The organism is Endozoicomonas sp. ALC020, from assembly GCF_049275935.1.
Lineage (GTDB): Bacteria > Pseudomonadota > Gammaproteobacteria > Pseudomonadales > Endozoicomonadaceae > Endozoicomonas_A.
In genome coordinates this window covers 1,388,872-1,410,000 of the sequence record NZ_CP184830.1, presented here as the reverse complement: position 1 = coordinate 1,410,000, position 21,129 = coordinate 1,388,872, and the positions used below count along the sequence as shown (strand labels likewise).

Sequence of the window (21,129 nt, the reverse complement as noted above, 5' to 3'; positions counted from 1 at the left end):
AGGTGAGGTCGAAAGACGTAATCGATGGGAAACAGGTTAATATTCCTGTACCCCTTTTGACTGCGATGGAGTGACGGAGAAGGCTAGGCCAGCAGGGCGATGGTTGTCCCTGTTTAAGGTCGTAGGCTGTGGACTCAGGCAAATCCGGGTTCACAAAGCCGAGAACTGATGACGAACCCACCAAGGTGGGGAAGTGGTTGATGCCAGGCTTCCAGGAAAAACTTCTAAGCATCAGGTCAAAAGGGACCGTACCCGAAACCGACACAGGTGGTCAGGTAGAGAATACCAAGGCGCTTGAGAGAACCTGGGTGAAGGAACTAGGCAAAATGGCACCGTAACTTCGGGAGAAGGTGCGCCCCTTTTGGTGATCGGACTTGCTCCGTAAGCTGAAGGGAGTCGAAGATACCAGGTGGCTGCGACTGTTTATTAAAAACACAGCACTGTGCTAACACGTAAGTGGACGTATACGGTGTGACGCCTGCCCGGTGCCGGAAGGTTAATTGATGCTGTTATCGCAAGAGAAGCGGTTGATCGAAGCCCCGGTAAACGGCGGCCGTAACTATAACGGTCCTAAGGTAGCGAAATTCCTTGTCGGGTAAGTTCCGACCTGCACGAATGGCGTAACGATGGCCACGCTGTCTCCACCCAGGACTCAGTGAAATTGAAATCGCTGTTAAGATGCAGTGTATCCGCGGCTAGACGGAAAGACCCCGTGAACCTTTACTACAGCTTCACAGTGGATCTTGATGTTGCTTGTGTAGGATAGGTGGGAGGCTTTGAAGTGTGGACGCCAGTCTGCATGGAGCCAACCTTGAAATACCACCCTGGCAATATTGAGGTTCTAACCCAGGTCCTTTAGCAGGATCGGGGACATTGTGTGGTGGGTAGTTTGACTGGGGCGGTCTCCTCCCAAAGAGTAACGGAGGAGCACGAAGGTTGGCTAAGCACGGTCGGACATCGTGCGGTTAGTGTAATGGTACAAGCCAGCTTGACTGCGAGAGGTACATCTCGAGCAGGTACGAAAGTAGGTCATAGTGATCCGGTGGTTCTGAATGGAAGGGCCATCGCTCAACGGATAAAAGGTACTCCGGGGATAACAGGCTGATACCGCCCAAGAGTTCACATCGACGGCGGTGTTTGGCACCTCGATGTCGGCTCATCACATCCTGGGGCTGAAGCCGGTCCCAAGGGTATGGCTGTTCGCCATTTAAAGTGGTACGCGAGCTGGGTTTAGAACGTCGTGAGACAGTTCGGTCCCTATCTGCCGTGGACGTTGGAAGTTTGAGGAGAGCTGCTCCTAGTACGAGAGGACCGGAGTGGACGAACCACTGGTGTTCGGGTTGTGTCGCCAGACGCATTGCCCGGTAGCTAAGTTCGGACGGGATAACCGCTGAAAGCATCTAAGCGGGAAGCCCCCTTCAAGATGAGACTTCCCTGGCCGTAAGGCCCATAAGAGACGTTAAAGACTATGACGTTGATAGGCGGGGTGTGTAAGCGTTGTGAGGCGTTGAGCTAACCCGTACTAATGACTCGAGAGGCTTGACCATATAACGCCAAAGCGATTTGCGCAGCGAAGCTGCCAGCAAAAGCTGGAAGCCTGAAGCTGGAAGCCGTACACAGTGAACGAGAGTGTTGAGCAAGAATAGACGACACAGCTTAAAAGAGATTTGGATTCCAGAGCCTTAGTTTTCGAGAAACAGCTTCAAGCCTCCAGCTTAAAGCTTCCAGCTCGAGAGCCAACGGCTCGACCAGTTTTGCCTGGTGACCATAGAGCGTTGGAACCACCCGATCCCATCCCGAACTCGGTAGTGAAACGACGCATCGCCGATGGTAGTGTGGGGTTTCCCCATGTGAGAGTAGGTCATCGCCAGGCATTGAATATAGCAAAACCCCAGTTGAGAGATCGGCTGGGGTTTTTGCTTTGCCCTATAAAGTTGCAAAAGAACTGGTCGTTGAACGACACATGCCCGGGCTGCATTACCGATGGTAGCGCGAGACTTCCCCATGTAACATAATCGTCGGGAACAATCTGGAAGCCGGTGTTCAGAACCTGTTTGTTGGCACCTTTTAAAAGTAAAGGGCTTTCGTTTATTCGATAAAGCCTGTTCCTAGCATGTGAACCTTGCCAGTCATAATCCATTCTATCCCGGTGCAAAGCAAATCAATGGGTTCGGAAGAGAAATTTGGGTTGCCATTCAGTATCTGTTTTAGTTGAGCTGAGCCAGACTATCCGTAAAAAAACGGATTGTCTGGCTATTCTTTCCGCTCAAACAGTTCATCCATGTCTGAGTTGCTGAGATCCCGGTCTCTGAAAGGATAATCAGAGCGCCCAATCAAGATCGTGTCTGTATGTCAGTGCTTAGATGTACGATTCACTTTCAAGGAGTTAGCCATGAACCTGAACGACTCTGGTCTTTTTAAACAGCAGGCTTACATCAATGGAAATTGGCTCAGCGCCATAGAAACGCTCCCCGTTGATAACCCGGCTACAGGCAAGGTGATTGCCCACATTCCGATGCTGAGCGCTTCAGATGTTCAAAGTGCAATAAAGGCTGCAGAAAAAGCCTTTATTGAATGGCGAGCAAAAACTGCAGCAGAGCGTTCGGGTTTACTTCGCAAGTGGTACCAATTGATTCTGGATAATAAGGAAGATCTGGCCACATTGATGACCGCAGAACAGGGTAAACCGCTGTCAGAATCCAGGAGCGAAGTGGCGTACGGGGCTTCTTACGTAGAATGGTACGCCGAAGAGGCCAAACGAGCTTATGGTGATCTGATTCCTGCTACCAAAAACAGCCAGAGAATTATGGTCAAACGGGAACCGGTAGGCGTGGTCGCTGCAATAACGCCGTGGAATTTTCCCAATGCCATGATCACCCGAAAAGCAGCTCCGGCCCTGGCTGCAGGCTGTACCATTATTATCAAGCCTTCCGAGCTGACGCCTCTCTCGGCTTTTGGCCTGACAGAACTGGCAGAGCGCGCGGGTATTCCAGCAGGTGTCATTAATATTGTCACAGGAGATGCCAAAGCAATTGGTGCTGAGTTAACGGGTAGTTCTGTAATACGAAAACTGTCGTTTACAGGCTCGACAGCTGTGGGCAAGTTATTGATGAAGCAATGCGCCGATTCTGTTAAAAAAATCTCAATGGAGCTGGGTGGTAACGCGCCTTTCATCGTTTTTGATGATGCCAATATTGATCAGGCGGTTCAGGGGGCCATAGCCTCCAAGTATCGAAATTCAGGCCAGACCTGTGTTTGTATGAATCGTCTCTTTGTGCAGGACGGTATCTATGATGAGTTCATTGAAAAGTTTTCCGAGGCAGTCTCCAGACTTACAGTAGGTTCCGCAACGGACGGAGACTTTGATCTGGGGCCATTAATCAACGAGGCTGCAATGCTGAAGATTAGGAGTATTGTCGATGATGCATTGGCCAAAAAAGCTCGATTGCTCACAGGTGGTCGCTCTCATAATCTTGGTGGCCTGTTCTACGAGCCAACTGTTCTCACGGATGCTTCCATAGAGATGAAGTGCTATCAGGAAGAGGTGTTTGGACCCATAGCCCCTGTCTTCCGGTTTCAGTACGAAGAGGACGTGGTCAAAATGGCTAACGATAGTCAATATGGTTTGGCTGCGTACTTTTATGCCAGTGACATTAGTCGTGTATTCAGGGTAGCCGAGGCACTGGAGTATGGTATGGTGGCTGTTAATGAGGGTGTGTTATCCACAGAGGTAGCTCCGTTTGGGGGCATCAAGGAGTCAGGTATTGGTCGGGAAGGGTCAAAGTATGGTCTGGACGAGTATCTGGAAATGAAATATGTACTGTTAGGAGGCATCAACGCTTCCTGAGAGCAGTCAGAAGCCTTACATCATCAAAGGTGGTTTAGAGAAGATTAAGGTGCCAGATCAGGAAGCCCGAGGTTGGCGGTCGGGCTTAAGCCCGATCTGGCAAGAAGTGATTGAATGGATTAATCCATAGTCAATCATGCGGCCACAGCAGCATCGCCTTCAAAACTGTTTCTGATCAGGTAATCAAAAGCACCCAACGAGGCGTTGGCGCCGCTGCCCATAGCAATAATAATTTGCTTGTAAGGTGCGGTTGTCACGTCACCGGCCGCAAAAACACCTGGAATCGATGTTTCGCCCCGGCCATCAACAACAATTTCGCCGCGTGGGGTTAATTCCATTGCTCCTTTAAGGAATTCGGTATTGGGTACCAGACCAATCTGAACAAAAATACCTTCCAGTTCTAAACTGACTTCGTCGTCAGTATTACGATCTTTATAAGTCAGGCCATTTACTTTATTACCGTCGCCCAGTACTTCTTTCGTCAGTGCGCTGGTAATGATAGTGACATTCTTTAGAGAACGCAGTTTGCGCTGGAGTACTTCGTCAGCTCTTAACTGGCTGTCAAACTCAATCAGAGTGACCTGGGCAACAATGCCTGCCAGATCAATAGCCGCTTCAACACCTGAGTTACCACCGCCAATCACCGCAACACGTTTGCTCTTAAAGAGAGGCCCGTCACAGTGTGGGCAGTAAGCGACTCCTTTGCCTCGGTATTCCTGCTCGCCGGGCACATTCATTTCTCTCCAGCGGGCACCGGTTGCCATCAGTACCGTTTTACTTTTCAGGCTTGCGCCACTTTCCAGTTGGATTTCTACCAGTTCTCCGGCACTGCGGTTGTTTTCAATCAGGGCGCTGGCGCGCTGGTTACTCATAACATCCACATCATAGTCAAGAACGTGCTGCTCCAGATTGGCCACCAGTTTCGGGCCTTCTGTTTCCTTAACGGAGATGAAGTTTTCAATGGCCATGGTATCCATAACCTGCCCACCAAAGCGATCGGCCACCAGACCGGTGCGAATGCCTTTGCGAGCGGCATAGATAGCGGCAGCCGCTCCGGCAGGACCGGCGCCTACAATCAGCAGGTCATAAGGATCTTTATTGTTGATGGCCTCTGCTGCAAGTTTTTCAGCGTTCACGTCCAGTTTGGCAACGATTTCTGCGGTACTCATACGACCATGACCAAATGGCTCGCCGTTAACAAATACAGCAGGTACGGCCATTATCTGTTTTCCATCCACCTCATCCTGAAACAAGGCTCCGTCGATCATGGTGTGCTGGATACCAGGATTCAGCACAGCCATCAGGTTGAGAGCCTGCACGACCTCAGGGCAGTTCTGGCAGGAGAGGGAAATATAGGTTTCAAAATTGAAATCGCCTTGCAATTGTTTGATCTGATCGAGCAAACCAGCTTCCAGTTTGGCTGGATGACCGCCACTCTGGAGAATGGCCAGTATCAATGAGTTAAACTCGTGCCCCATAGGCAGCCCGGCAAAGCGGATTGCAGGGCGATTGTCCTGACCTTGAATGGCCATGGAAGGTTTTCTTACCAGATCGTTGTCGTTTTTACTTAACGTGATCTGGCTGGAGAGTGATTCTAGGTCTTTAGCCAGTGAAGCCATTTCCTGTGATTTCGCAGAGTCATCAAGAGACACAACGATCTCAACAGGTTTTTTCAGGTTCTGAAAGTAAGCTTCCAATTGCTTTTTGATGTTTGCATCTAACATGATTGACTCGCTTGATCGTTTCGATCGGGTTCAAGCTCCCTGTTATTGAATGATGGCAGGGAGCCCGGGCGTTTTAGATTTTGCCGACCAGGTCCAGGGAAGGTGCCAGTGTTTCTTCACCTGGTTGCCATGCAGCCGGGCATACCTGACCAGGGTTTTCTGCGATGAACTGAGCCGCCTGAATCTTGCGAACCAGGTCTCCAGCGTTACGGCCAATACCTGAATCGTTGGTTTCAACGACTTTGATTTCACCTTCAGGGTTCATAACAAAGGTGCCCCGCAGAGCCAGACCTTCTTCTTCGATCATGACTTCAAAGTTGCGAGTGATCTGACCTGTTGGGTCGCCGATCATTGGGTATTTGATCTTGTTGATGGTCTCAGAGCTGTCGTGCCACGCTTTGTGAGTGAAGTGAGTGTCTGTGGAGACAGAGTAAACTTCAACACCCATGGCTTGAAGCTGTTCGTAGTGGTCGGCCAGGTCGCCCAGTTCAGTGGGGCAAACAAAGGTGAAGTCTGCCGGGTAGAAGAAGACAACAGACCACTTGCCTTTCAGGCTCTCTTCGGTCACTTCAACGAAGTCGCCATTGTGAAAAGCAGTGGCTTTGAACGGCTTGATTTGAGTATTAATGAGAGACATGGTTTATTCCTTCTTACTGATAGTCATTTTGTTTTTTAGTCAGCCGTTTTCGGTGGCGACATGGAAAGAATATGTTGATCTGATTGATTGGTATAATTAATCATTCAAATTTTGTTAATAGTCTTAATCTATTATACGGCTGGCGGGTTATATTTCTTCGCCCGTTCCAGTATCTTTGAAGGAGTCGATTTAAAACAACTCAGGGAAGGCTATGGTGCGACAGGGATGCATGTTGACGCTGATATTGGGATCAGTAAGCGTACTCGGTGCTCAAGATCATCAACCTGGCGAGGTACTCAAAGACTGGCTTAAAACTTATCAGCTATCAGACAGACCCATTGCGGATATTGAAGGGCCCGGGATTCATTCAGACCTCAGTCAACTTGGGAAAAAACTTTTCTTCAGCCCCGATCTCAGCCTTGATGGCAAAGTGGCTTGCTCGACCTGTCATCACCCGAGGCTGGCTGGGGCAGACAGTCTGGCTCTGCCCGTTGGAGTGACCGTTGATGATCCTTTTCTGACCGGGCAGCAGAGATTGGATCAATTAATTAAGCTCAGCCCGGACGACTATGTTCGTCATTTGATTCCACGTAATTCTCCTACGGTTTTCAATGTCTCTCTTTATCGAAAGAATTTGTTCTGGGACGGTAGGGTCCAGTATGTGGATTCTGACGTTTCCAGTCGAAAGATAAAAGTCGGTGGTGGTTATTCCGAACTTCCCACCAGTCGTTATCAGACCCATAGCCTGCTTCAGGCTCAGGCCAGGCTGCCGATGGTGTCACCTTTTGAAATGAAGGGGCTGTCCGATGCCAGTCATAATAACCTGGAGATACATCAGCTCATTGTGAGTCGGCTGGCTTCAAGTGATGAGTGGTGCAGACAATTCAAAAGCGTTTTTTCTCCGCAAGACGCCAATGTTTCCTGTGAAGCGGTGGTTCAAATTGACACATTGACAGAGGCTCTGGCGGCTTTTCAGGCAGACTTGGTATTGATTGAAAACCGCTTCTTTGGATTCCTCAATAATAAAAATAAGCTGTCAGAATCTGAAATGAAGGGCGCCCGACTGTTCTTCACAGCGGTCAGTGAGGGTGGGGCTGGTTGTTCAGGCTGTCATTCAGGGAGTCATTTCTCGGATGAACAATTCTACAATCTGGGCATAGAACCTTCAGGTCCTGGGGTGAATGGCAGGGGATTGGACTACGGTAGAAGCAATATCGAACCTGACACTGACACTTTTTCATTCAGGACGCCGAGCCTTTTGAATATTTCACGGACAGCCCCTTATTTTCACAACGGCAGTGCAGCGACCCTCTCTGAAGCCATTAAAGCTCATATCAGAAACAAGCCTGAAAAGAGCTTGTCTGACAGCAATAAGGGTGACAGTAATAGGAGTGATGTCGCTTATATGAAGCGTTCATTGACGACGATTCGGGAAAAAGCAGCGCAATCTCCCTTTCAGAAGCTTTTACCCGAAGCGCTCTCCGATCAACAAGTAGATCAACTATCAGCCTTCCTGGAGACGCTGACGGACCCCTGTTTGCTCTATGAGTCCTGCTTTCAGGTGTTTATTGATGATCAGCCGATCGTGACGCCTTTTACCAGGCCAGTTTCTTTAGAAGAGTCTTCAGCAGAAAAGTTATCAGCTTTACCCAGACAGACCGTTGAGAAAATCGAAATTCGTACTCCGTCGTTTGAGAAGTGTGTTGCCACTCCGGCGGTTATCCCGGTAGCAAAAACTAATCAGAACAGACTCTGGTTCAGAGAAGCAGGTGCTGAAAAGGGCATTGACCACAGGCGCAAAGTCGGTCTGATAAAGCCTGGATGGATCATGGATGTGATTAACTGGGGAGGAGTGAGCGCCGCAGATTTGAATCGAGACTGTCTGGATGATCTGGTCTTCGCTGATAACGATAATAGAGTTTGGGTTTATTACCAGCAGTCCAATGGCCAGTTCAAGCAGCAAAACATTCTTTTGAAGGGGGCAGAGCTTAAGGGTGTGATTACTCCACTGGTAGGGGATCTTGATGGCGATTACCAGCCGGATCTTTTCCTGGGTAATGATGGACGATTTTATCCACAGGTGGTTTATGATTTTACTCGAGCCCCTGAGTCTCTGGTCTTTTCTGACGTCTCGGGACCGACACTGAATGCCAGTTTTGGTGATCTGGATCAGGACGGTGATCTGGATGCCGTGATGGCATTCTGGCGCACTTATAAGTCGGTCAGGCAACCGCAAATATGGCGCAATTCTGGTTATCGTCAGATGCAGCCCGCTGATTCTAAAGTTCCTGAATTAAGAGAAAGTTATGGGCCGATTACTTTAAATGATGGTCTGATTCATCAGAAACATGAAGCGCCAGTATTCGGTGGGGACGACTTTACCTTTACCCCTAATTTTGCTGACGTTAATCAGGATGGTATTTCTGATATTCTGATGACAGCCGACTTTTTTACCACGCAGCTTTGGAAGAATACCGGCACTGAGTTGCAGGATGTCACCGATATCAGGGAGGTCCATGGTAGTTTTGGTATGGGAGCAGCGATTGCGGATTTTGATAATGATGGCGATCTGGACTGGTTTGAAAGCAGTATTTTCAGCCTTAGTCAAAGCAGCAGTTATACGGGCAACCGCTTGTATCAGAATGAAGGTGACTATCAATTCCGGAATGTCACGGAAAATTCCGGCCTTCGCGAAGGTGGTTGGGGCTGGGGAAGCTGTGCGGCGGATTTTAATAATGATGGTCTGTTGGATATCTTTCATGCCACTGGCTACGGTAATATTCCGGAAACAGCGACCTATCCCAGCCAAGATTATAAGACACTGGCCACGCAAATTCTGAATAACCACAGTGAGTTTCAGCAATCCAGAGCACGACTATTTATTAATTTGGGTGAGATGACCTTTAAAGAGCAGGCTCTGGAAGCCGGGCTTGAAAAAGCTATGGATGGCAGGGGAATCAGTTGTTTTGATTACCAGCAGGATGGCGATATTGATATCGTAGTGAGTAACTGGGAAGGTTCTCCCGATTTTTTTGTCAATTCAAATCCGGACAATCATCACTGGCTTTCTGTGCGACTCATCGGCCCTCCCGGTAATACGGAAGCGCTTGGGGCTAAAATAAGGCTGTATAGTCAGGATGGAACACAGTTCCGTGAAGTCCGTTTTGAAAATAACTTCGTTTCTACCAATCCCAGGCAGCAGCACTTTGGATTAAAACAATTAGAAAAGGTAGATCGGTTAGTCATTGACTGGCCAAAGCCTTATTCAGCCAGGACGGTTCTGGAAAACCCCCGAATTAATCAGCGACACCTTGTTTTTCATCCAGTATTAAATCAGTAGCCTCCATCGGGCACGAACAGGTGCCCGAGAGACTCAAAAACTTTTCCAGTCATCTTATCTCTCGGTATTCTTTTTAAAAGCAAGTCTAAGAGCAAGTTTTGCGAACAAAGAGATAAGGAAACAACTTTAACTTCTCATCGGCAGTCAGGTTATTCATCTGTTTAATATTTCTATCGGGAATGCCATCGGGGTCCGGGTGACTGGCCAGAGCCTTTTCCAGACTGTCTTCCCGGATAATGTGCAGTAGAGGGTAGGGGGAGCGGTTGGTCAGGTTTTCATCATCATCCGGGTTGGTATCGGCGAAGCAGTAGTTTGGGTGAAAACTGGCTATCTGGAACTGGCCTTCCCAGTGGAAGCCGCGAAGCAGGGCATCCACATGATGTAGAAACTGGTTATAGTCATCAAAATCCTGAAGCATGTCCGGAATGACAATCAGGGTGGTTTCCAGTTCACTGGCCGGTGTTTCGGCGGCCAGCGTCAGTTCAGACTGCAACGTCTCCAGCAGGGCTTCTTCCGAGGTATCCCTTGAGAGGGTGATACGAATCTGGTTGTGCTGCTCTGGCCAGGCCGCAAAGGGGCAGAGATCCAGGCCGATCACTACCTCTTTAAGCCACTGGCTGACTGCTTCAATCTCTTTACTCATAAGGTGAAGTCCGGGTTAATGTGTTACGAAGTATGGCAGAAAGCACGTTTCTGAGCACGAAAGTGGCAGGGATAGACAACAGTGCTGCGCTGTTGATTTCAGTAAAAATACCGTAATGTTGACCAGTAATTATCTAACCTGTGCTGATGAGAGAGCGTGCATGTCTGCAAGTGAAATGGCTGTGGCCATTCTTTTGGTCCTGATCTGTTCTGCATTATCCTGGCTGTTTGCCAGACAGAGAGCGGCTGCCGAATTGGCAAAGCTGGCTGCACAAATGCAGCAGCAGGATCACAGAATTTCTGAACTTGTCGCAGAGCAGGAACAGCATTCCATTGCGAGAGAAAAGCTGCAACAGGACAATCGTGACCTGCACATTTTAAAAGGAAAACTGGAAACTCTGTTGAGTAATGAAAAGCGCAGAGCTGAAGAAAAGGAAGAGCTGCTCAGGAAAGGTCTGCTTAAACAGCAGGATGAGCAGGAGGCCCGGTTCAGTGCAGAAAAGCAGGTCAGGGAGCTGAAGGTCAGGTTGGAGGAGCAGCAGTTGCAAAATGAAAAGTCATTGCGGCAGCTGGAAGACAATAAACAGGCGCTCAAGGAAGAATTTGGCAATCTGGCTAACGAGATTCTGGAAGCCAAGAGTCAATCGGTTTCACAGCAGCATCAGGCAGGTCTGGAAAATCTGCTAAAACCTTTTAAAGAACAACTGGGTGAGTTTCGCAACAAGGTCGAAGAAGCCAGAAAAGCGGATAATGAAGGTCGCGCTGCGCTCAAACAACAGCTGGAAACTCTGCATAATCTGAACCAGAAGATCACCAATGAAGCAGGCAACCTTGCCAGAGCCCTTAAAGGTGATAAAAAGTTGCAGGGCAACTGGGGGGAATTGCAGGTTGCAAAGATTCTGGAAAGCAGTGGCCTGATTAGAGGGCAGGAGTTCGAGCGGGAAGCCAATTTCAAGGATGAAGAAGGCCAGAACAAGCGGCCTGACTTTATCGTCTATCTACCGGAACAAAAGCATCTGATCATTGACTCCAAAGTTTCGCTGGTGGACTATCTGAGTTATGTTAATGCCGAAACCGATGCTGAGCGTGAAGTTGCTCTGAAGCGACATATACAAAGCATCCGGAATCACATCCGGAGTCTTAACGAAAAAGATTATCCCTCGCTGCCAGAGGTTAAAGCTCCTGACTTCGTCTTTATGTTCATGCCTGTTGAACCCGCTTTCATGGTGGCCTTCCAGCATGACCAACAACTATTCAATGAGGCTTTTGAGAAGCGTATTGTGGTTGTGACACCCACCACGCTGCTGGCCACGCTCAGGACAGTGTCTAATCTCTGGACGATAGAAAGACAGAATGCCAATGCCCGAAAACTGGCTGACAAGGCTCGTCAGGTGTACGACAAACTTCGTGTTTTTGTTGAAAAGATGGAAAAGCTGGATCAACAACTGACCAGTGCCAGAAGCACTTATGATGACGCTATGGGAAACTTGAAGCATGGTCGGGGGAATCTGATATCTCAGGCGGATCAGTTCCTAACCCTGGGAGTGCGTGTAAAAAAAGAGCTGCCCAGACAGACGCTGGAAACAGCTGACCTGGGAAGCGATAGAGTCATTGAGTCTGATCAGCAATCTATTCAGGGTGATGAACTTTGATGAAACTGTTTATCGGTTTTCTGCATCGACACCGGATTCGAAAATGCCCAATGTCTGCAACTGTTCATATTCCTTAAGCTGGAAGTTTGCAGGCACGACCAGACAGGCTTGTTCGGTCATGACATCAAGTTGTTATAGATGACCTGCCCGAGATGATTGTTTTCCTGTGGCCGACAGCCGTTTAATAGACCAGAAGCCCCGGTTTATGGAGTGAAGCAATGAAAAATGTACTGATTACCGGCTGTTCATCCGGCATTGGTCTGGCGTTGGCCCTGGAGTTGGATCAGAGGGGTTATAGGGTCTGGGCCACAGCAAGAAAGCTGGAATCAATCAGACATCTGTCAGATAAAAGTATCAGGACAGCAGAGTTGGATGTTACCGATGAAGACCAGGTTGGCAGGATACTGGCAGAGATTCAGGATGAAGAAGGTAAGCTGGATGTTCTGATCAATAATGCAGGCTATGGCGGAATGGGAGCAGTGGCTGAGTTACCCAGAGAAGAACTTCTGAAGCAATTTGAGACCAATGTATTTGCTCCGGTGTTGTTAGCCAATAAAGTTATCAAGGAAATGTGTACTAATAAGGAAGGAACAATCATTAATATTGGCAGTGTTTCAGGAGAAGTTACCACGCCCTTCTCAGGGCTTTACTGTGCTTCAAAAGCTGCCTTCAACGCCTTTTCAGATGCTATGAGGATGGAGCTTCAGCCGTTTGGCATAAGAGTTCTGACCGTATTGCCCGGAGCCATCAAATCCCGTTTTGCAGAGAATGCCAATGAAGCTCTTGACCGGGTTTTTTCAGAAGGCTCTCTGTATTTTCCTATCGAAGAGGGAGTCAGAGCACGAGCGAATGCCTCTCAGGATAGGCCCACCCCTGCCAAAAAAGTAGCATCAGAGATTGCTGCATGGCTGGAGTCATCAAGCCAGCAGGGCATTTTAAGAGTGGGCAATGGCAGTAGGGCGCTGCCCGGGCTCAAAAGATGTCTGCCTGTTTCATGGTTTGAGGCTATTCTCAAACGCAAGTTCGGACTTAGCCGTTTAACAGTTAAGTAATTGTCCTAAAAGTAGAAAAAAAGTGCATTTTGGCTTTGCCTTTCAGACGGTCCTGCTATAAAGTACGGCTCCGTTCGCAGCAACAGATGCGGGCGACGACAATGGTGAGGTGTCCGAGTGGCCGAAGGAGCACGCCTGGAAAGTGTGTATACGGAAACGTATCGAGGGTTCGAATCCCTCCCTCACCGCCAGTGAACAATTTAGTATTACGCGCTCGTAGCTCAGCTGGATAGAGTACCTGGCTACGAACCAGGCGGTCGTAGGTTCGAATCCTACCGAGCGCGCCATCTTCAGAAAGCCCTATTTTTATAGGGCTTTTTGTCGTTTTGGGGAGTAGTTATTTCTGGCTTCCTGCCTGTTTGGTAATCATCCGCTGTCTTATAACTGCATACTTGGAAAATTCTTAAAAAAGCCGATTTTTGGCCATTTTTGGGCCGTTTTTTCTCTCTCCTCTCTAAATAACGTACTTCGGCCACTTTGAAGTACGCTCTTTGATTTCCCCTTTATAATCAGTTGGTTGCCGGTGGTTTTTGACCATTCAAACGGGTGTTTAGTTTGCACTTTACTAGCGGTATGTGCGGGGAACCTTCTACGAACCTTTTTATAGTCATTTTTGCTCAGGGTTGTAATTCCAGGCTGTCGCCCATATGAATATTTGGCGAGTGAATAAAAAACAAATTTTACTACAAGGACAGTGTAATGGGGTCAGCAGACTACCCAATAATTTTCAATATTGTTATCAGTTTAGTTTTCTTGGCTCCATTGTTGATGATGATTTGGGCTTACAAACAGCACCCACCAAAATATTTTGGGTTGTTATTCTGGAGTATCGCTATCATTTTCTGGAGTGTCGCTGGACTAAATCTTCTATCTGAGACATTAGAAAAACTTATATCCATGACTCCTCTCCCAGCTGAGCATGAAGAGGTGAATAATAAGATAATTAGCAATTTAAGACTTTGGGTTGTAGTTGCACCAGCAATTAGTCTAGCTGTTGCTGCAAATCTTATAAGTGAGTTTTTGTTTAGAAATCGTCCTGATTCAAAATAAATGATTACGCCCTTGGTCACAGAGAAAACCGATTAGTCCTCCGGTATCCTCAATGCCTTCTTCTGCTCTGACCACAAGAGCGGGAAGGGCTTCATAAAATCGGCCAGCGTCAGCCCTCCCAAGCTTCTGCCATCAATGATGGCCTCTTGAATTTCTGGTGACAGGGTGGTCAAGCGTAAGATCCGGGACGCATAGCTGACACTGGTAATCCCTTCTTTCTGAGCTAGCACTTTCAAATGCTGCTCTTTCCCTGTTTCCAATGCCTTCAACCATCGATGCGCCCTGACCAGAGCATTCCTCAAGGCCGGATCGACCTCTTCCAGTACCGGTCGACCATCCGGTGTGGTGATCTGGCTCTTGCCCTTGCGGTTGATGAACTTGATGGGGATGTGCACCAGAATGCAGTTCTCGTCTTCGAGATAGGTGCGGGTCGCCTTGCCGGTCACTTTTATGGCCATGTCACTTCTCCTTGTAACTCATTGGTAATGGTGGGTATCCCTTCCTGGTGGAAGCGAATCTCAATGCCCTGCTGGTGGACTTCTATTCGGTTGACCAACAGTTTCATTAAACGGCGCTGCTCTTGGGGAAACAGAAGGTTCCAGATATCCGCCAGATCGTTTAGGGCTTCCCTGACCTGATCTTCATTGAACGTTTCCTGATCCGTCAGCATCTGCCAGGTGGTGAAAATGATCTCTGGTTGCTTCAGTAAGTCCCGAAGATGCTCGACTACCAGAAACTCAATCTCTCTGGCTGGCAGGGTAGGCAGGGGCGAGTGTTTATGACCGTGCTTCCGGGCTGTGCTGCTGACGTAGTAGCGGTGCAGTTTGCCCTTGCTGCGGCTGGCCGTGGGGATCAGGGCTTCCTGCTCCGGCCCGAACAGAAAACCCCGCAGAAACGAAGGACTGTGCCTGTGTCGGCTGTCTGACTGTCGGTTCGAGCTGTTGCTCTGGAGAATGGTTTCTACTTTCGCCCAGACCTCCGGCTTGATGAGGGCTTTATGCTCACCCGGGTACCATTCTCCCTTGTGCCCGATCTCACCTTTATAGAGGCGGCTCTTAAGTAGTTTGTAGATGGCGATGCGGGTGAACTTCTTGCTTCCGACCACTTGGCCATCCCTGCGCGGCAGTCGCTTGGTTCGAAAGCCCATCTCATTAATCCGTTCAGCGGTTTCAACCTGTGAGCGGGTTTCAATAAAGATCTTGAAGATCTCCCGGATAATCACCGCCTCACCTTCATTGGGGATCAGCTTGCGATCCACCACGTCATAGCCCAGCGGTGGCGTCCCACCCATCCATTTACCCTTCTTCTTGGAGAGCAGAAACTTGTCCCTGATGCGCTCCCCAGTGACTTCCCTTTCAAACTGGGCAAAGGACAATAGAATATTGAGCGTCAGCCGTCCCATGCTGCTGGTGGTATTAAACTGCTGGGTGACAGCGACGAAGGATACTTTATGCTTGTCGAACACCTCCACCAGTCGGGCAAAGTCAGCCAGCGACCTGGAGAGACGATCCACTTTATAAACCACCACCACATCAATCTTGCCCGCTTCCACATCTTTCATTAATCGTTGAAGCGCAGGCCGTTCCATATTGCCACCAGAAAAGCCGCCATCGTCGTATTCGTCCGGCACCAGAATCCAGCCTTCCTGTTTCTGGGAGGTGATATAAGCTTCACCCGCTTCCCTCTGAGCGTGGAGTGAATTGAACTCCTGCTCCAGACCTTCTTCCGAAGACTTGCGGGTATAGACTGCACAGCGCTTGAGATCCTTAATCTTGCTTTTATTTCTGCCCATGGCTTTTTCCCCGCTCATGGCTGCTCCCCTTCAATCCAAAGAACACCGGCCCCGACCAGTGACTTCCAGTAATCAGCTTGGCGATACCAGAAAGGCTCCGGTATATCTGTCCGCGATACTCGAAGCCTTCCCTGGTGACAATCACCTCGTGGGTTTCACCTTCATACTCCTTAACAATCCGGGTACCTGCGGGTGGCTTATTGACTCTGGCCTTGGGCACCGATTTGTCTTTAGCTGATGGCTTTTGCAGCCGTTGCAATCGATTCTTATGCTTTTCGGAAAGGCTGCCCAGTTCCAGCTCCTGAACCCGGAAGGCCAATCTTTGTCGCAGTAGTCGTTTATTCAGCCTGGGGGCTTTGGTGCCATAGAGCTTTGGCCAGAGTTCCAGCAGTGCCTTGGTGGACATCTTCTGAATGGCAGCTACCTTGGCCGCCAGGCTTGACTGTTCCGATAATTCATTCTTCATTGTTAGACTCCTGTCGTTGAACCGTATGAGACATACAGGCTCTGGTTCCGGCATTAGTCCAGTTATCTTTCTCTCTTTCGGTGTTTTCCGGCTCTTGCTGCTTCATATGGCGACGTTCAATACCGACAGCCAGAATCTGGCAGATAGCCAGGGTATTGGGGTGCGGCTGATGGCTTGATAGGGTTTTGTTCATGGTCGGCTCCCATCCCTGGGTGGTGCGGATTTATTGATTATTGTCGGAAGCTCTGAAGCCTTTGTAAAAGGGCAATTTGACCCCGTTTGTATCCTCCGATCTGCTATCTGTTATCCCTGTCTTTGAATGTACTCTATTGACCGAATAGCTGATTATTTATACAGTGTTTAATCTGTACGAAGTTAAGGGTTAACTCACGCCATGGCAAGGAGCCAGTATGAAAGCAGTCCAACAAGTACTGCAAGGCGCTGATCTGGAGTCAGATACCTTTTTTGAACTCTGCAAGATTGACCTCAACGCCGTCTCTCCGGGTACGACCCGCATCATTACTCCCAAAGAAGTCTACAAAAATATTCTGACGCTGGATGAGCAAGACCAGGCTCGTTTGGAGTATGTGGCTATCCGGATTGTTGATCTGGCCTGTGAGGTCGGACAACAGGTTATGAGTGACTTATCTCATAATTTCACCAGCAATCCATACGACAATGCCCTTCGGCTTCTGGCAGCGAATGAAAGCGACTTCAGGAAAGCAGAAGAGATCCGCTATGTGGAGTATCACCGACATCATGGTCGCATGTGGGATGGCTATTACCTTCCCACTCCGGTGCCTCTGGATAAAGACGTTGATCTGACTGATTTTGTGCAGAAGCTCAGAGATCAGTTCAACAATGACAAGCTGGTGATCAGGCGGCAGAAGCGACAACGTCATAGTGATCATCAGGGGTTGGTCACTGTGTTGCAGTTCATGATTTACCGGGAAGGCTTACCGGTCAGCTTTGAAGTGCTCGATGAAGAAGGTAAGGATGTAGTACTGGAAACCATTCACCCCGCTCGTGAATACGCAGTGACGTATGAGCCGGAGACCGGTGTTATTGAGCTCTACGCAGAGCAGGTAGCCATTCGTAATCTGCTGAAGAAAGCCTTCTGTGAGTCGGTTCTGGAACAGGAAGACAGCCCTGAAAAGCTGAAGCTTAGGCAGATCAACCTCGAGATCTTTCGCCAGCGACCTGATTTTGAAGATAGCTTTGATCTGAAGCACGGAGTCATGGAAGTGACAGTCAAGAATATTGACATTCAGACATTGCCCGGGCGGGGTGGTGCGATCTTAAAAGCCACTTCAAGAAAATTCTTTGACAAGGATGCCTATCAAACCATCGAAGACCTTGGGATCAACCTTCTGAATCCGAACAAGCTCCGTATTCGGGGCGTGACTCTGGCATTCCTTTGTGAAGCTGTGGGCAGCCTGCCGAAAGAAACGATCACGGTTAAGTTGAGAGCCCCCAACGGTTGTTCATTACGGGATCTGTCTCAACGAGAACGCTACTTGAATCATGATCTGCTGGTGCAGATGGGGGTTCTTCTGGAGGACAAGGATGATGAAGCGACAAGCGTTTGATTTTTTACAAAGTTGTTTTGAGGCAGCTACGGATAAAGAGCGAATCAGTGAGCTGAAGTTCTATTACCCTGAGTGCTGGCAAGACATCATTGGCAATAATGCCTTTATCCCGAAAGGCCCTGCCGATGACCGGCTGATCATGGTAGATTATCCTGATGACTTGCAGGACGGCTATCGCCAGGTGCACAGGGTCAAGGATGAGTTTGTCTACTATTACAACGGCTGCCACAAGGTCACGGACGATGAATTAAGGATGTACAAATTCCGAATGGAGTGGTTCCCGGAATGGTTGGCTGAAAAGCTCAATCTGGATCAGGCAGAACCCATACTGGATGACCGGGTCTGGAAGCTGGGAGAGATCAAAGGCGTCACTGTATTACTGGTTCGAGAGCTGAACCCGAATTTTGATGACATTGCTGACTGTTTGTTTGCTCAATCCTTATCCTCCTGTGTAGTGATTTCCAGCCAAAAGCCCAAGTCCCGCTATATGATTTTACCTCCTGGGTTTCAGTTGCTGCCTCTGGGTGAGTTATTGCCAAAAGGTCCGGTCGCTGTCGACTATAATCGCTTTCTTTCGTATGTTGATCCGGATCAGGCACGACTGGAGCGGGAAGGCATTATCTGGGATGAGCATAACGGGATACTGAGAGTGTTGGGCCTTGATCCCTGGCTACTGAAAGGTGGGCCAGCCCGTTGCCAGCTGGTGGATCAGTTGGTGCAGGCCGGTAAAAGAGGGGCTCCACAAATTCTGACCCAGTTACTCCTGGAAGAGTCCAGTTCCAGTAATCTCAGCCAGTTCTTCCACAAGGAACCTCGCTGGAGAGATTTTATCGGCTACGAGCCAGGAGCTTCAGGACGATGTTGGTTAAAGGCTTTTGAAGAACTGGAGATGTTTCAAACATCTGAAGCTTGATCAATAAATCACAATGACATTAATACCGGCCAATGAGCCGGTTTTTTTTGCATTAATTTCAGCAAAAAACCTCCTCCTACAGTTTCTCCTACAGCTCCTACACTTCTCCTACAGTAACTCCCCCACTATCAGTCTTGCATGAACACGAAAAGCACGGAGGTCATCATGCAAGACACACTACCGGGAGCCGTTGCTCCTACACTTTGTCCTACACCTGAAAATCAGGTGGTTCATCTGGACTCACTCCAGCTGTCCAAACGCCTCAATATCAGCATCAAGTCTCTGGCCCGAATGCGACAGGACGGTAGCGGTCCCCGCTTTATGCGGATCGGAGCCAGAATCCTGTATCGCCTGTCGGATGTTCTGGAGTACGAGCAATCCCGGCTCTATAACGCAGTGGGCTCACCGGTGATGGAACAGGAGGGTGAGTCATGAGCAGTGAGCTGGCAAACATCCAGAATATGGGAATCGCAGAACTGGCAGCTCGTTCCGGAGCGGATTTGGCGACGTTGGTCGGGGATACGGAAAAAGCCCTGGCCCAACTCCAGCTGCAAAAAGACTGGCTGGAGTCAGTGATCGCGTACAAGTATGTCTACAAGGCTTCCCAGGTTCGAGCTCAGTTGCAGCAGGACTTCGGAACCATCAGTTTTGATGACGAAGGAACGCGTGTGCTGGTGGATTTGCCCAGAGAAGTCAGCTGGGACCAGCAAAAACTGAAGGCAATAGCCCAGCGCATTCAGGAACAGGGCGAAGACCCATCTGAGTTCCTGGATGTTCACTACTCAGTGCCTCAGGAGAAGTTTGATCTCTGGCCCCAAGAGATTCGTCGATCCTTCGAGCCAGCCTTGCAAGTGAAGCCAGGTCGTTGCACTTACCGGCTGGTGGGAGGTGTGAAATGAGCCTACCCATTCTCAATGCAGACCAGCGCAGCGAGGAGCATAAGGGCATCAAGTGCGTGCTGCTGGGCAACAGTGGGGTGGGTAAAACCACCCAGCTGTTGAGCCTTAACCCGGACACCACTTTGTTTGTGGATCTGGAAGCGGGTGATCTGGCAGTGCAGGAGTGGCCCGGTGATGCCCTTCGCCCAGCCACCTGGCCGGAGTTCCGAAACTTTGCCGTCTATCTGGCGGGTCCTAACCCAGCGCTTCGGGACGACCAGGTGTACTCGAAAGCACATTATGAGGCTGTGTGTCGCAAGTATGGTGACCCTGAGTCGTTGGAGAAATACGACACCTACTTTATCGACTCCATCACAGTGCTGGGCCGACTCTGCTTCCAGTGGTGCAAAGGCCAGCCCCAGGCGTTCTCCGAGAAAACCGGTAAGCCGGATACTCGCGGTGCTTATGGCCTGCACGGTCAGGAGATGATTGCAGCCCTGACCCACCTGCAACATGCACGAGGCAAGAACGTAGTCTTTGTCGCCATCCTCGAGGAGCGGGTGGACGACTTTAACCGTAAGCTCCACCAGCCCCAGATCGAAGGCAGTAAAACTGGCCTGGAGCTGCCCGGCATTGTTGACCAGGTGATCACCCTGGCCAGCCTGCCCGATGAAGAAGGCAACCTGCGTCGTACTTTTGTTTGCCAAACCCTCAACCCCTATGGCTACCCAGCCAAGGATCGCAGCGGTCGTCTGGATGTATACGAACCGCCTCACCTCGGACAGCTGTTTACCAAGATCCGCAGTGGATCAAGGCAACCTGTCCAGTTTGAAACTCAACCTCAAGGAACGGAGAAATAACCATGAGCCAACAAAGAGCCATAACACGCTGGAACGACTTTAACGATGCTACCGATCAGGGCAGCTACGATGTCATTCCTTCAGGCACCCTGGTCAAGGTACGTATGACCCTCAAACCCGGAGGCTATGACAACCCCGAAATGGGTTGGACGGGAGGTTACGCCACTTGTGGCGATACCGGGGCCATCTACCTCAATGCCGAGTTCACCGTGCTGGAAGGTCAGTACGCCAGACGCAAGATCTGGTCCCTGATCGGTATGCACAGCCCCAAAGGCCCGGAGTGGGAAAACATGGGCCGTTCCTTTGTCCGGGGTGTTTTGCAATCTGCTCGTAATATCAAGGCCGAGGATAACAACCCACCGGCTTATAAAGCCCGACAGTTGCAGTCTTTGTCAGAGCTGGATGGTATTGAGTTCGTTGCCAAAATCAGTACTGAAAAGGATCAGTACGATGAACCGAAAAATGTCATCAAACAGGCCATCACACCGGAGCACAAGCAGTATGCCCAGCTGATGTTTGGTCAGAATGCTCACGGCCAAGCACCCGCTAATAATCAGCAGGGTGGCCACCCTCGGGCTCAGCTGCAATCCCAGCTCTACAGTCCTCCGGACTCAGCGCCTCACCCAGCTGAAAGCTACAACAACCAGTGGGATTAAGGCTCTCACGCCCACCTGTGGGTGGGCTTTT

18 protein-coding genes, 2 tRNA genes and 2 rRNA genes (1 of these 22 only partly in view) are annotated in these 21,129 nt (G+C 49.5%); 15 read left to right on the top strand and 7 right to left on the bottom strand.

Annotated features, from left to right (window positions below):
* The 3 genes from ACOJUO_RS04330 to ACOJUO_RS04320 all read left to right on the top strand — a co-directional run.
* Positions 1-1,547: ribosomal RNA gene (locus tag ACOJUO_RS04330) — 23S ribosomal RNA — on the top strand; it begins 1,920 nt to the left of the window's first position.
* A 210-nt stretch (positions 1,548-1,757) separates the two neighbouring features.
* Positions 1,758-1,873: ribosomal RNA gene (rrf, locus tag ACOJUO_RS04325) — 5S ribosomal RNA — on the top strand.
* A 519-nt stretch (positions 1,874-2,392) separates the two neighbouring features.
* Entirely contained in the window at positions 2,393-3,847 is a 1,455-nt protein-coding gene (locus ACOJUO_RS04320) for an NAD-dependent succinate-semialdehyde dehydrogenase (RefSeq protein ID WP_422135520.1), read from the top strand.
* Between the two features lie 134 nt (positions 3,848-3,981).
* On the opposite strand, the gene ahpF is transcribed toward ACOJUO_RS04320, so the two are convergent.
* Both ahpF and ahpC read right to left on the bottom strand, forming a co-directional pair.
* Positions 3,982-5,571, bottom strand: a complete 1,590-nt coding sequence (gene ahpF / locus ACOJUO_RS04315) for an alkyl hydroperoxide reductase subunit F (RefSeq protein ID WP_422139045.1) — start codon at positions 5,569-5,571, stop codon at positions 3,982-3,984.
* 73 nt (positions 5,572-5,644) lie between these two features.
* A complete protein-coding gene (gene ahpC / locus ACOJUO_RS04310; protein WP_422135518.1) occupies positions 5,645-6,208 on the bottom strand; it encodes an alkyl hydroperoxide reductase subunit C in 564 nt (187 codons plus the stop codon).
* A 229-nt stretch (positions 6,209-6,437) separates the two neighbouring features.
* On the opposite strand from ahpC, the gene ACOJUO_RS04305 reads away from it, so the two are divergent.
* A complete protein-coding gene (locus ACOJUO_RS04305; protein WP_422139044.1) occupies positions 6,438-9,548 on the top strand; it encodes a cytochrome c peroxidase in 3,111 nt (1,036 codons plus the stop codon).
* 85 nt (positions 9,549-9,633) lie between these two features.
* Here the strand turns inward: ACOJUO_RS04305 and ACOJUO_RS04300 are convergent, their stop codons facing one another.
* Positions 9,634-10,191 (bottom strand): DUF1415 domain-containing protein, encoded by a 558-nt coding sequence (locus ACOJUO_RS04300; RefSeq protein ID WP_422139043.1) that lies wholly within the window; start codon positions 10,189-10,191, stop codon positions 9,634-9,636.
* Between the two features lie 160 nt (positions 10,192-10,351).
* Here ACOJUO_RS04300 and rmuC point away from each other — a divergent pair, with 160 nt between their 5' ends.
* From rmuC to ACOJUO_RS04275, 5 genes are all read left to right on the top strand, one after another.
* Complete coding sequence (gene rmuC, locus ACOJUO_RS04295) at positions 10,352-11,842, top strand: DNA recombination protein RmuC (RefSeq protein WP_422135515.1); 1,491 nt, start codon at positions 10,352-10,354, stop codon at positions 11,840-11,842.
* A gap of 218 nt (positions 11,843-12,060) precedes the next feature.
* The gene (locus ACOJUO_RS04290) at positions 12,061-12,894 is read left to right on the top strand and encodes an SDR family oxidoreductase (RefSeq protein ID WP_422139042.1); all 834 of its coding nucleotides are present in this window, start codon (positions 12,061-12,063) and stop codon (positions 12,892-12,894) included.
* A gap of 103 nt (positions 12,895-12,997) precedes the next feature.
* A tRNA-Ser gene (locus ACOJUO_RS04285) sits at positions 12,998-13,085 on the top strand.
* A 19-nt stretch (positions 13,086-13,104) separates the two neighbouring features.
* Positions 13,105-13,181: transfer RNA gene (locus tag ACOJUO_RS04280), tRNA-Arg, on the top strand.
* Positions 13,182-13,593: 412 nt separating this feature from the next.
* Entirely contained in the window at positions 13,594-13,944 is a 351-nt protein-coding gene (locus ACOJUO_RS04275; RefSeq protein ID WP_422139041.1) for a hypothetical protein, read from the top strand.
* A gap of 32 nt (positions 13,945-13,976) precedes the next feature.
* Here ACOJUO_RS04275 and ACOJUO_RS04270 read toward each other — a convergent pair whose 3' ends face one another.
* The 4 genes from ACOJUO_RS04270 to ACOJUO_RS04255 are packed head-to-tail and all read right to left on the bottom strand — an operon-like array spanning position 13,977 to position 16,395.
* Positions 13,977-14,402 (bottom strand): hypothetical protein, encoded by a 426-nt coding sequence (locus tag ACOJUO_RS04270; RefSeq protein ID WP_422139040.1) that lies wholly within the window; start codon positions 14,400-14,402, stop codon positions 13,977-13,979.
* Positions 14,393-15,754 (bottom strand): recombinase family protein, encoded by a 1,362-nt coding sequence (locus tag ACOJUO_RS04265; RefSeq protein ID WP_422139039.1) that lies wholly within the window; start codon positions 15,752-15,754, stop codon positions 14,393-14,395. Before ACOJUO_RS04265 ends, ACOJUO_RS04270 begins: the two co-directional genes overlap by 10 nt.
* Positions 15,723-16,202: a DUF2924 domain-containing protein gene (locus ACOJUO_RS04260; RefSeq protein ID WP_422139038.1), complete on the bottom strand. Its 480-nt coding sequence runs from the start codon at positions 16,200-16,202 to the stop codon at positions 15,723-15,725. The genes ACOJUO_RS04265 and ACOJUO_RS04260 overlap by 32 nt, the downstream gene beginning before the upstream one ends.
* A complete protein-coding gene (locus tag ACOJUO_RS04255; RefSeq protein ID WP_422139037.1) occupies positions 16,192-16,395 on the bottom strand; it encodes a hypothetical protein in 204 nt (67 codons plus the stop codon). The genes ACOJUO_RS04260 and ACOJUO_RS04255 overlap by 11 nt, the downstream gene beginning before the upstream one ends.
* Before the next feature lie 217 nt (positions 16,396-16,612).
* Here ACOJUO_RS04255 and ACOJUO_RS04250 point away from each other — a divergent pair, with 217 nt between their 5' ends.
* From ACOJUO_RS04250 to ACOJUO_RS04225, 6 genes are all read left to right on the top strand, one after another.
* Positions 16,613-17,791: a hypothetical protein gene (locus ACOJUO_RS04250; RefSeq protein WP_422139036.1), complete on the top strand. Its 1,179-nt coding sequence runs from the start codon at positions 16,613-16,615 to the stop codon at positions 17,789-17,791.
* Positions 17,769-18,704: a hypothetical protein gene (locus ACOJUO_RS04245; RefSeq protein WP_422139035.1), complete on the top strand. Its 936-nt coding sequence runs from the start codon at positions 17,769-17,771 to the stop codon at positions 18,702-18,704. The genes ACOJUO_RS04250 and ACOJUO_RS04245 overlap by 23 nt, the downstream gene beginning before the upstream one ends.
* Before the next feature lie 165 nt (positions 18,705-18,869).
* Positions 18,870-19,139, top strand: coding sequence for a helix-turn-helix domain-containing protein (locus ACOJUO_RS04240; protein ID WP_422139034.1), 270 nt, complete (start codon positions 18,870-18,872; stop codon positions 19,137-19,139).
* Entirely contained in the window at positions 19,136-19,603 is a 468-nt protein-coding gene (locus ACOJUO_RS04235) for a hypothetical protein (RefSeq protein ID WP_422139033.1), read from the top strand. The genes ACOJUO_RS04240 and ACOJUO_RS04235 overlap by 4 nt, the downstream gene beginning before the upstream one ends.
* Positions 19,600-20,442: an ATP-binding protein gene (locus ACOJUO_RS04230; RefSeq protein ID WP_422139032.1), complete on the top strand. Its 843-nt coding sequence runs from the start codon at positions 19,600-19,602 to the stop codon at positions 20,440-20,442. The genes ACOJUO_RS04235 and ACOJUO_RS04230 overlap by 4 nt, the downstream gene beginning before the upstream one ends.
* Positions 20,443-20,444: 2 nt before the next feature.
* A complete protein-coding gene (locus tag ACOJUO_RS04225; RefSeq protein ID WP_422139031.1) occupies positions 20,445-21,098 on the top strand; it encodes a hypothetical protein in 654 nt (217 codons plus the stop codon).
* The last annotated feature ends 31 nt before the right edge of the window (positions 21,099-21,129 follow it).